Source organism: Exiguobacterium abrahamii (assembly GCF_015645365.1).
Classification (GTDB): Bacteria; Bacillota; Bacilli; order Exiguobacteriales; family Exiguobacteriaceae; genus Exiguobacterium_A; species Exiguobacterium_A abrahamii.
Map to the genome: position 1 here is coordinate 1,296,421 of NZ_JADOYC010000001.1, position 11,883 is coordinate 1,308,303.

Consider the following 11,883-nt stretch of genomic DNA (forward strand, 5'->3'; position numbering starts at 1 on the left):
CTTTCATGCAGCAAGCTGCTGATAAGAAGTTATACCCGAAACATAATAGTTGAAACCTGAAATTGAAAAATGGATTAAGCAGCAGTCTGGATTGAAGACGCACGCCGCTTTTGCCAAATTGTAAACAAGGCAATCAGAATCATCAGGACGATTTGCGGGAGAAGCGTCTCGAGCGTCGGATAAAAGCCAATCCACCCGGCAGTTCCGAGTCCATTGATCGGATGAATCGGTAAGACGTTCGTCAGCTGCAACGCGTGCAGACTCGTACCAAGAATCTTGAACGCCATTAGATAGATTAACCACGACGCGACTTGGAACAGGCGATGAATCGGTAAACGGACACCAATCTGAATGACCGCATACGAGACGAGTCCGATGATGACGATCGCAAGACCAATCCCGGATAACAAAGCAGTTTTCGTCATCGCTGGTGCCATTCCGATATAAAATAACAACGTCTCGGCGCCTTCTCGGAAGATCGTCAAGAAGCTGACGAAGAACAAGGACGTCGTCGAAAGCGTCGACAAAAAGTGTTTTCGTTTGGCGACGGCGCTTTTCGAGTGCAACCAGTAGCCGACGAACAACATGACAACGACCGCGACGATGCCCGTGTAGCCTTCGATTTGTTCCCGACCTGTCGCTGCGAACGAGGCCTGAAAAACGGTCTGGAGAATGAGCGCTAACAGACCGCTTGCGATCAGACCAAGCCCGGCGCCTGCCCAAACCTTCCCTTCTTGTTTCGATCGACTTTTCCGCGCGAAGGCAACAAGCGCACTGACGATCAATAATGCTTCGAGACCTTCCCGCAGCATGACGAGCATTGCGTCAACAAACGTATAATGCGTCTTCGTTTGTAATTGTGCAATAGCATTCTCAAACGACTGGAGTTCTTGTGCCGTTTTTTCCCGAGTTTCCGGCGTCAGTCGGGCAAGTAACAGTGGTACGTCTGATTCAAGCTGGGAATAGAGCCCTTCATTACGTGTCCGGACCTCACCTTCCGCTCGCGGCCAAGTCTTCAGAAATGCTTCTAGCGCTTCTTTTGCTTCCGGCAGATCATTTGCCGTAAGTGCGGTTTGTGCCTTTTCAAGTGGCGTCAACAGCGACTGCAGTCCCGTTTTCTTTGCCTGGACCTGCTTTCCGTCGAGGAAAGACTGGACAGCCGTATCGAACTGATCAAGTGCGGCTTTCCATTCCTTCGTATCCGCGGAATCACGCGCCGCCGCGATCCGGATCGACGCGAGCGCCATCTCGATATTGCCATAGTGACCGACACTGTCATTGCGAACAAGACTCTCGTGCGTCGCCCATGCGGTCAACAATCGTTGCTCCGCTGCCGGACGGTCGCTCGCTTTGACCTGCCGCATTTCTTTCGTCAACGAAAGCAATTGCTTCACCTTTGCTTTCGCGACCGGATCCGTCTTCGGTTTCGTTGCTTCTTCTTGATTCCGGACGGCAGCAGAGAGTGCTGTCAGTTGCTCGCGGACTTCCGGAAACGTTGCCGACCGTTTCGCATCGACCTGTTTGACGGCTTTCGTGATTGCCGCTTGTTGATCAGGTAAATCTTGAGCAGCTTGTCCTAGTTCATCGATTGCTTGATTCAGTGCTGCGCGATCTTCACTTGCGACGGCAGACAGGGCTTGTCCGATTGCGACATAAAGATCATCCGTCGATGCAGCATGGACGGGCACCGCGTGTTGACCGGCTATAAGGAGTACAAGTACAAGGACGAGATTACGCAAATAACGCATCACCGATGTAGCCTCCTTTCGAGATTCCACCGAAGCAGGCGAAGATGGCACTTCCGCGGTGCGTGATGTATTCATTCAATCGGTCCTGTGCGGCAAGACGACGCTGAATCTCGATGAATTGTTTCGGTGAACGCTGATACGATAAAAAGAGTAGTCCAGCATCAAGGGCACCTGTCTTTTCATCGATACCATCCTGATACGAGTAGGAACGGCGTAAGATCGCTGTCTTTCCGTCCCCGTGCGCGACAGCGGTATGCGAGTCAACCGGTAAGGCGGCTTCGCCACGAGCTTGTCGTTTCGCTGGTGTGACGGAAGCAAACTCGTCGTTTGAACCGAGCGGTGCCCCAGAAGCGCGCTCGCGTCCGAAGGTCCGTTCTTGCTCTTTTAGAATCGTCCGGTCCCAGACTTCAAGATGCATCTGAATGCGACGGACGACGAGGAACGAGCCGTTCGTCAACCACGGCGTTCCGTCTTGCCACTGGCAAAAGAGTGCTTCTTTTCGGACCTGTTTCTTCGAGACGTCAGGATTTCCCGTACCGTCCTTGAAGCCGAACAGATTGCGCGGTGTCCCGCCAGAGGCATCTGCTGCTTTACTGCGCTGGAAACCAGCTTGGGACCAACGCATCGCGACCGTTCCGCGACCGACACGGACGAGGTTACGGATCGCATGGAAGACGACTTGCGCATCATCACCGCACACTTGGACGACGAGGTCGCCTCCGCTCCATTTTTCGTCCAAACGATCGAGATCGAACGTCGGCAACGCTTTAAGGGCATCCGGTCGTTTATGGCGGATGCCGAAGCGACCATCAAACAGACTCGGACCGCATCCGAACGTAAACGTCAAGTGACCGGCAGATAAACCATCCGCTTCCCCCGTATCTTCCGGTGGCACGTAACGGGAGTCGGAATCGCCGTATGGTAACCCAGCAGCGAGTCGGGCACATAACCGCGTCCAGCGTTTTAATAAATCAACCAGTTCGTCACGTCGCTCCGTCTTGATATCAAACGCCACGATTTGGACGTGATTTTGTGGGGGCGTCAGAATTCCCGCTTGATACGTCCCGTAGAACGGCTCTTGGTCACTGGCTTCAACAGTCAATGTCCGTGGAAGGAACTTCTCAAGACCACTGGCATAAAGGGCAGCTCCGAGACTCGTCAAACCCGCGACCTTCAGGACGTCACGCCGCGTGACACCTTCTTGGATTGGTTTCATGCTTATCCCTCCAGTACGATGCCCATCTTCGAGAGCGGTTCCGCGAGTTCATTGATGGCGACACTCATCTGTTTGACGTCTTGCTTCGAGAGACTCGTATAGAGGACATAGCCGTCACCCTGTTTCTTCGCATCGAGTAACGCGTGGACATCCTTGAAGCGAGCCGCAATCTCTTTTGATAACGCCGCATCTTGTTTTTTCAGCGCCGGGTTCAACAATTCGTAAATTTTTTCAGCCCCTTCGACGTTTGCCGCGAAGTCATATAAATCAGTATGCGAATAACGGTCTTCTTCGCCTGTCACTTTTGACGTCGAGACCTCGTTCAATAGATCCGTCGCCCCCGTGACGAGTAATTCTGGTGTCACCTCGACCGTCTCGACCTTTGCCCGCAGTAAGTGGACGTCCTTCATCAATTGTTTCGCGTACGCTTCATAACCTTTTGTCGTTCCCTTTTCAAATAACCCTTGCTCGATCCGGTGATAACCGCCCCACTCCGACGCTTTCACGTCGCCTGCTCGCGCATCGATCTTCGGATCAAGGTCACCGAATACTTCCGCGATTGGTTCTGCGCGTTCGTAATACATCCGTGTTGGTGCGTACAATGCTTTCGCTTCTTCAAGCTTCCCCGCTTGTACGGCATCCGTGAACTTTTCCGTCTCGCGGACGAACGTATCGATTTCGTTGATCGCATACGTCCGGTAATCCGTAACGACCTGTTCAAAATTCTCTTTTTTCGGTGCTGGTGTCTCCGCTTGTTTCGCTTCACTGCAACCTGCTAAAACGACGGCGAGCGCCCCTGTCATCAATAATGCTTGTTTCATGTATGGTTCCCCCTGTTACTAATTAAGTCAGTTCCTTAAATAGTATAGACGACAATGATAATCGTTATCAATAAAAATTTTTACGCAATAAAAAAAGCTTGAACCGGTTCATTTCAACCGATTCAAGCGCTGTGTCAGGCTTGTTCTTTGCGTTTTTTGAAGTACGTCCGTGAAATGATGAACGTGACGATTCCGAAGCTAATGAAGACGAATGCTTTTTGGAATAAGCTCAGGAACGACAAATCGAATAGTAAAAGCTTGACGGCACTGATCGTCAGTAACAACAACCCGGACAATCGCCACGTCGACGACGTCCGCATCCGACCGATTGCGACAAGGACGAGTGCGAGGACGATATAGGCAGCGGACAACGTCGTACTACGCGCCGTCTCTTCAAGACCGCGGTAGAATGGTAACTCCATGATGATCAACGTATAGGTCGTAAAGACACCGATCGCGGCTAAGACGAGGACAAGTTGCCATGACCCTTTCCAAACCGGATCACGATGTGTCTGAACGAGGAGCAAGACGAATGCCGTCGAAGCAATGACCATCGCGAGCACCGTCAGCGCATACGACAGGCCTATGCTTTGATAAGATTCATAATCAACGACGGCTGAAAAGATAAAGACGACATACAACCCGACGTTAAACAACCGTTGATGCGGCATTCTCGCCCGTGGAACGAACCAAAATGCGGCGATCAACCCGGCAATCAAGAAGTAGCGCAGTTGATACGTCCAGCTGAGGGCATCTGCCGGAATCAAGAGGACGGCGACGAGTAAGGCGACGTGACCGACGCCGTTTTGAGCGGGATCCTTTAATCGATCCGCAAGCACGTAGGCAATTCCGGCGAACAGAATCGCTACAAGCGTCCCGAACGACCAATCGAGGATCAGCAACGTCAGTAAGACGACAATCCCGGCAAGCCAGCTTGGCACGTTTGGCTGAAACTGGATCCGTCGTCCGACGAACGATGTCGCACCGTAACCGAAGAATGTCGCAAGTAAGAGAGACCATTCATCAAGTCGTGGTACCTGTTCATCAAGCCAGTAGAGCTCTAACGAGAGTAGACCGAACGCGAGTGCGATCGTAAAGATCACCCAAGCGAAGACAAACGCTTTTTTGGCCTTCAGTCGGTCAACCGCAAAGAAGATCGCTGCGAACAAGACGACTTCGTATAATAAGAAGAGTGGTAAGTTCGGGTCGTCCGATAATTGTAGATATGGTAATAAGAAACCGGTGATGGATACAAGGACGAGTAAGGCTTGCGATCGCATCCAGAGCATCAAACCGTACGCGATGAAGACGACGACGAGCTCAAGTAAGAAGGCTAAAGACGGTGGATAGAATTGATATAAGGCCATCCCGGCGAACAGTGCCGCCAACGCGACGATCGTACCGGTCGCGACGAGTCCGACCCCGAGCTCACGTCGTTTCTTCTCATACTGGTATTCTCCGAGAGCGATGACGAGTAGACCAATCAAGACCCCACTTCCGATGCGGACAGGCGGACTGATCAGACCGGCAACCGAGGCGTAGGAGAAAAGGAATAAAGCCCCGAGTGCAGCGAATATCGCTCCAATCCGGGGTAACCAGACGGTCGCGATGACCTGTTCCCATTCTTCGCGGGAGCGTTTTTCCTTAAATGTTGGTGGAGGAACAACCGGTTTTCGTTTCGTATAAGCAGGGCGCGGAGCTGGGCGAGCGACTGTACTTACTTCTGGTTCGCTCGGTTCAGGTGCGACAGGCGAAGTGTGCTGTCCTTCAAGGGCAGCTACTCGTTGTCGTAACGCCGCGACCTCCTGCTCGAGACGCGTGATCCGTGGATCTTCCATCTCTTCACTTCCTTTCATGGATACATTGTCATTCTTTTACACACCTAGCAGGTGAACTCCTTCATTTTACAGTAGATTTCGTATCGATATGCCTGAAAATGACAAAAATCCGGTCGCGTGGGAGCGACCGGATGAGGGTTTAACGAACAGATAACGCATATTGTCCCGTTTGATTGAAAACGGATGTGAACTGCGAGCGACTGACACTGTACTTGCCGCGGTATGGGTCCGAGACGTAGAACGAACCACTTGAGACACCTGTCACGAGCATGACGTGATAGTTCCGGTAACCTGTGAATGTTTTACCGTCCGGTTTGATCCAAGAGAAGTAGCCATATGGATTCTTGAAATCGACCGTTGCCCAGACGATGACCGGGTTACCGCTACGAATCTCACTCTCAATTTTCGAGACGCCTTGTTTCGAGATATCGACGGCACCACTGCGGTATTTTTTCGCGAGTGGTAGGATCCCTTTCGGATAGATGCCCCAGTTCTTGTAGTAGTCGAGCGTTCCGGCTGGATTCCCCGTGAACATTTTTTCCGGATCTGCCCAGTAATACTTTCCGTTCTTATACGTCGCGTTCTTCATGCTTTTCGGCATTTGATTGTAGAGTGACGCAGCAGAGACGGCTTTTTTCTTGTATTCGAGTGCCATCTTCAACGAGACGAACTCACAGCCAGATGGATACCCGAGTGAATATTGGTTGTAGTACGGGACGTTCAGCTTCTTCGTCGTCGTCGATGGTTTCGACTTCGAGACGTATTGTGTCGAGATATAGCGGTAGCTTCCCTTATAGAGAATCCGTGTCCAGCTCCCTGACGTGCCGTACGTCGCGACGGCAACCCCTTTGTTCAGCTGCCCTACGACCTTATACTTCGTTCCGGCACCCGTCCGGACGTTGAGCGTGCCGACCGTCGTATACTTCGTACCCGTCGACGTGTATTTCGACGAGGACGATTTGACGTAGTTCTTGTGTATGTAGCCTGTGCGGGATTTGTAGCTGATTTTATACCAGCTGCCGGACGTTCCCTTTGATGTGTAGACATTCCCTTTGTAGACGTTACCGAGAATCTTACTCGATGTCGACGGTTTTTCGCGGACGCGTAAGACATCCGTCGTAACGGTCAACTTCGTCGCGGCCTCAGCGATCAACGAAGGGCTGAGTACCCCAACGATGACAGCCGCTACGAGCAAAGCGGATAAGAATCGTTTCATGATAGACCCCCTATGTTTTGATTTGGTGAGACATTCCCTTATTCCCAACTTTTTGAAAAAATAATCAACATTTCTTTAGAAAAATCTGAAAAATCAGGAATACACCTGTTCTTTTATATCAAAAAAACCCGACCGTGCCTATGGGCACAGTCGAGTTGTCATCAACCTGCAATCAAATTAAAATTTAATTTTGGATCGTCAAGATATAAGGAGACGGTTGCGCAAAAGCTTGTTCGAGCAGGTGGGCAACAAACAAGGTATCCTCTTCTTTCACCGGGAGCGGTGCATCTTCGACGATACTGCGGTAAAAGGCGCGATACATTTTACCGTAATCGCCAACAGGACTCGGGATCCGGACGTCTTGCAGATGACCGTGTTCATCATGATAGATCAAACGCCCATAATCGTCTTCTGAATCCTCACCGAACCCCTCTTCTCCTGGGAAGTAGTTCGCTTTCAAATCGAGCTCTTGCCGGTCGACGTGTTGCTTGATGAACGTACCGTTCGTGCCGTGTAACATCCACCGGGGTGCTGGGGCGAGCGCGACGTGACTCGTCCGGACGCTGACCTTCAGCTCCGGATAATAGAGATCGATTGCAAACGCGTCGTCTGGATTGTGCGGCAGGCGAATACTGCGCACGTCAAAGGCGACCTTGTCCGGTTTTCCGAACAAGGCGATGATTTGGTCGAGCGTATGGACGCCGAGTCCGTAGAGCGCACCGTTCTCGTGACGTGCATCAGCTGAAGCCGCTTCCGGGCGGAATAGATCAAATTGCGAGACGACCTCGACGAGACGACCAAGTTTTCCGGAACGGATGATTTGCGCGACGACTTGGAAGTCGCTGTCGTAACGTCGATTTTGATAGGCGAGAATTTTGACGCCTTGTGCATGTGCTTCTGCAAATAGACGCTTCGTCTCCTCTTCCGTCACCGTAAATGGCTTTTCGACGAGAACGTGCTTTTGATGTTGCAGCGCGAGCAATGCGTATTCGAAATGAGTCGCCGGTGGTGTATTGATGACGACGACATCAAGTGCCGGGTCAGCAAGCATTTCGGACAAATCCGTCGTAAAACGGGCATCCGGCAGTCGATCCTGATAAGAGGCGAACAGCTCCGGTTTTTCCTTCCGATTGTAAATCCAGGTGACGTGATAGTTGTCCTCGATCATCACGTACGGTAAATGGTAACGGGTCGTACTTTTGCCAAAGCCGATGAAGCCGATATTCAATCGCATCCGATCACTCCTTGAACCGTTCTTTTTCTATTACCATACCAAACGAAACGACCGTTGTCTTGATTGAACCGCTTCAGGCTGTCGCTTCGATGCGTTCATACTCATAAATCGAGAAGCCGTCCCGTGTTCCTTGAAGGACGAATCCGAATGACGTGTAATACGCGTTGAGAAACTCGTTTGAAGCGACACAATCGAGTCGTAGGATTTCTCCTTCATCCTCCGTCACAGCAATCGCGTGTTCCAGCAGTTTCCGACCGACCCCGCGTCCTTTGGCGCGGTCGCTGACGACGATTCGATGGATATACAGACCTTCTACATCATCCCACAAGGATTGATCCCATTCGAGCGAAGGAAGCAGGGCAACGGAACCAAGCAGCTCGTTCTGATCCTCAAAGACATATAAGCGACCTGCTTCTAAATCTCGCGCGACGAGTTGCTCGATGTCTTGCTCCAGATAAGCAGACCACTGGCTACTGCCACTGGCTTTGAGGGAGAGCGCTTTTTGCTCAAGTAGGGTTGCGATGTTTCGAACGTCTTTTGATGTAGCTTGTCGTATCATGTTATTCCTCCTGTTACAAAAAAATTCTTCTCTATCCTAACGAATGTACAGCGAGAAGAAAACCTTTTTGCTTCAAGATTTCATCGTTCCCCATTATTTTGTGATTTTTTTCATATTCCACAATTTTATTTCAATGTAACGTATCCTTTAGGAGTGATCTGACCCCCAGTCGTCACAACGGTTAAACGACCGGCTTCCCACGAGCCGGTCGTTTTTTGTCGTTCAGGCGAGTTCAACCCAGCGACGCGACAAATTCCGTGCTTGCGCCCGGTACTCGTCGTCCTCGACGATCGGATTGCTGAGTCGTGGAGCGGAGTCCGCATAGTAGCCGCCGTTATCGAGCGGATCGTCGGTCGTTGCGAGATAGAGTGCCGTCTTTGCGCCGTATTCCGGTGTATAGAGTTTTCCGGTCCAGTATCCGACTTGCGCGACTGGCTTGAGTAACGTCTTCATCACTTTCCCGTACTTGCCGCGATAGAACAGATCCGTATTGACGATCCCCGGGTGGACGCTGACGAACGTGATTCGGTCACCGTGCTTCTCAGCCAGTTCACGCATATGAATCATTTGCAGGAGCTTGGATTCGCGGTAAGAACGCATCGGGCTATAGTGTTCTTTTTTGACGTGGGCGATCGCTTCGAGTTCGACGTCGGTCCGAATCAAGCCGCCTTCACCTGCGAGCGACGAAATCGAGATGACGCGCGGGTTGTTCCCTTTCTCAAGTAACGGCAATAAGCGCTCGATCAAATAGAAATGACTCAAGTAGTTGACCTGGAATTGTGATTCGAAGCCGTCCTTCGTGACATGATACGGCGGTACCATGACACCGGCGTTTAAAATCAAGCGGTCGATACGACCGACTAAATCAAACAGACGATCCGCGAAGCGACGGACGGAGTCCAGTTGATCGAGTTGAACGATCTCGATTTCCAGGTGCGTATGCGATACACCATGTTCCCGCAGTAGTTGCACGAGTGCCGTCGCTTTTTTCTGCGAACGGACGGTAGCGATGACCCGATCTCCTCGCTCCAATAATTCTTGAATCGTGACCATCCCCATACCGGAGTTGGCACCTGTGACGATACAGATGTTCATCCCTTTTCCTCCTTGTGTTCCATTTTGAACGCAACTAGTTCTGTTTCTAGTTTTCCTTTTTCTTTTCGTTTGTACACCTCGTTTTGACGTTATTTTTCGAAATTTTCAAAAAGTAACGTATACTAATAGGAGAACATGTCATCACGAAAGAGGTGGTCGGATGGAAGAAGGGACGATCTTATTCGTCGCAGGAACGTTACTATTGATTGCGATCATCACGACGAAGTTTGCCGTCCGGTTGAATGTACCGACGTTGATCCTGTTCGTCGTCGTCGGGATCGTGGCAGGGTCAGATGTCACAGGAATCATCAACTTTGGTGATTTCGAGCAAGCCCGTCTCTTTGGGACGATGGCGCTCGTCCTGATTCTGTTTGACGGTGGCTTGCATACGAAATGGGCACACTTCCGGAAAATTCTCCCCGCTGCCCTGTCGCTTGCGACCGTCGGGGTCCTTGCAACGACCGGGATCATTGCCATCGTTGCGTATCTACTACTTGATTTTTCTTGGCCGGTCGCGCTGTTGATCGGCGCGCTCGTCGGCTCGACTGATGCGGCGGCTGTCTTTTCCCTGCTCAGTGGACGACCGGTTGATGCCAAAGTCAAACATACGCTTGAAGCGGAGTCCGGAACGAATGATCCGATGGCCGTCTTCCTGACGATCTTGTTCACATCGTTTGCGTTAGCGCCGGAATCGTTCTCGATCGGTGCGGGTATTCTTTCCTTCATCTACGAGATGGGACTCGGGACACTAGTTGGTCTTGCGATCGGGTATCTCGTCACGCAACTGCTGAACCGGATCGAGTTGCCATCGTCCGCCTTGTATCCAACGCTTCTGTTCAGTGGAGCGCTCTTCTCGTATGGTCTCGCGACGATATTACATGCGAGTGGATTCCTTGCGGTTTACTTGACCGGAATCTGGATCAACAACCATGACATGGTCTACCGCGAGACGCTCAAACGATTTAGTGGCAGCTTGTCGCATTTAGCAGAGATCGGCATGTTCATCATGCTCGGATTGCTCGTCTTTCCAAAACAATTGCTCGATCCCCGGACATTGTTCGTCTCGGCTGTCATCGTTTTGACGTTGATCCTGCTCGCTCGTCCACTTGCGGTCGTCTTGTCGTTGCTGCCGTTTCGATACACGGTCAAAGAACAGAGTGTCATCACGGCAGCCGGATTACGGGGTGCCGTTCCGATCATTCTCGCGACCTATCCGCTTTCGAGTGGTCTTTCTGAAGCGCCGCTTCTTTTCAATATCGTCTTCTTCACCGTCATGACGTCTGCTCTTTTGCAAGGAACGGCCTTGCCGTGGATCGTCCGGCGAATGGGGCTAGAGACACAGCCCGACACGACGGTCGAACCGTTCTTGAAATTCATGACCGTCACCCATCCACAAGCGGAAATCATCGAGGTCAGGGTCTCGACAAACAGTGTGATTGCCGGGAAGACACTGCAGGATATCGAGATGCCGCAAGATGTACTTGTCGTCGCTATCATTCGTGAAGATGAAATTCTGACGCCGCGTGGTCAGACACGTGTCCTCGTAGACGATCAACTGTTGATTTTGACACCTAAACAAGCGGATCAGGACGTTCGACGGCTGATCGCGTCGCTCGGGTTATAGGTCGCTCTTTACACATCCTCCAGGAGGGTGTGTTTTTTGATATAGATTGGTATACTCAAAAAGGAAAATAAAGGAGGAACCTTGATGTTGAAACGATTACTTGCCGTCATCTTGACCACCACCCTCGTTTGTACCGTCCTAGCATACATATCCTATACGCCGATTACTGAGAGGGAAGCAAATACGATGTATGAATCGCTTAGTTCGACGTTCATTTCCTATACCTTATTCGCGTTACCCATCATCTTGCTGTCCGGCTTCTTACTCGACTTCATCATCGGCATGATCATCAACCGGTCATCGACGACATTAGCGTATGTGCCGACAGTCCTCGGTTACGGAGTGTACGGCATCGTGATCGCGAGTCTTCTGATTCTCTTGACGACGAAGGACGCATTTGACCTGCCGCTTTCTTTTACGATCGCTGCTCTGACAGCAATGATTTATTACAGTCTGTCCGTCGTCTTTAATCGATTGTCACAGCACGCGCACTAAAAAACGAACAGGCACGTCTGCTTACTCGCGGACGTGC

Annotated in this window: 10 protein-coding genes; 2 read left to right on the plus strand and 8 right to left on the minus strand. The window is 51.1% G+C overall.

The annotated features are described in order from the left end of the window. Positions 1–74: 74 nt before the first annotated feature. From ITJ88_RS06655 to ITJ88_RS06690, 8 genes are all read right to left on the minus strand, one after another. Positions 75–1,748: an FTR1 family protein gene (locus tag ITJ88_RS06655; RefSeq protein ID WP_195865524.1), complete on the minus strand. Its 1,674-nt coding sequence runs from the start codon at positions 1,746–1,748 to the stop codon at positions 75–77. Beyond that, positions 1,732–2,964 (minus strand): iron uptake transporter deferrochelatase/peroxidase subunit, encoded by a 1,233-nt coding sequence (gene efeB, locus ITJ88_RS06660; RefSeq protein ID WP_230088541.1) that lies wholly within the window; start codon positions 2,962–2,964, stop codon positions 1,732–1,734. The genes ITJ88_RS06655 and efeB overlap by 17 nt, the downstream gene beginning before the upstream one ends. A gap of 2 nt (positions 2,965–2,966) precedes the next feature. Next, positions 2,967–3,785 carry an iron uptake system protein EfeO gene (efeO, locus tag ITJ88_RS06665; RefSeq protein ID WP_195865058.1) on the minus strand — a complete coding sequence of 273 codons (819 nt, stop codon included), beginning with the start codon at positions 3,783–3,785 and terminating at the stop codon, positions 2,967–2,969. A gap of 134 nt (positions 3,786–3,919) precedes the next feature. Continuing rightward, positions 3,920–5,641 (minus strand): DUF2339 domain-containing protein, encoded by a 1,722-nt coding sequence (locus tag ITJ88_RS06670; RefSeq protein ID WP_230088543.1) that lies wholly within the window; start codon positions 5,639–5,641, stop codon positions 3,920–3,922. Positions 5,642–5,762: 121 nt separating this feature from the next. Further along, on the minus strand, positions 5,763–6,839 hold the full coding sequence (locus tag ITJ88_RS06675; protein WP_058703424.1) for a C39 family peptidase: 1,077 nt from the start codon (positions 6,837–6,839) through the stop codon (positions 5,763–5,765). Between the two features lie 184 nt (positions 6,840–7,023). Next, positions 7,024–8,073 carry an oxidoreductase gene (locus ITJ88_RS06680; RefSeq protein ID WP_195865059.1) on the minus strand — a complete coding sequence of 350 codons (1,050 nt, stop codon included), beginning with the start codon at positions 8,071–8,073 and terminating at the stop codon, positions 7,024–7,026. Positions 8,074–8,146: 73 nt separating this feature from the next. Further along, positions 8,147–8,632, minus strand: a complete 486-nt coding sequence (locus ITJ88_RS06685) for a GNAT family N-acetyltransferase (RefSeq protein WP_195865060.1) — start codon at positions 8,630–8,632, stop codon at positions 8,147–8,149. A 222-nt stretch (positions 8,633–8,854) separates the two neighbouring features. Next, the gene (locus ITJ88_RS06690) at positions 8,855–9,727 is read right to left on the minus strand and encodes an SDR family NAD(P)-dependent oxidoreductase (RefSeq protein WP_195865061.1); all 873 of its coding nucleotides are present in this window, start codon (positions 9,725–9,727) and stop codon (positions 8,855–8,857) included. Positions 9,728–9,887: 160 nt separating this feature from the next. Here ITJ88_RS06690 and ITJ88_RS06695 point away from each other — a divergent pair, with 160 nt between their 5' ends. Next, entirely contained in the window at positions 9,888–11,351 is a 1,464-nt protein-coding gene (locus ITJ88_RS06695) for a potassium/proton antiporter (RefSeq protein ID WP_195865062.1), read from the plus strand. Between the two features lie 84 nt (positions 11,352–11,435). Next, positions 11,436–11,846, plus strand: a complete 411-nt coding sequence (locus tag ITJ88_RS06700) for a hypothetical protein (protein ID WP_195865063.1) — start codon at positions 11,436–11,438, stop codon at positions 11,844–11,846. Positions 11,847–11,883 lie beyond the last annotated feature (37 nt).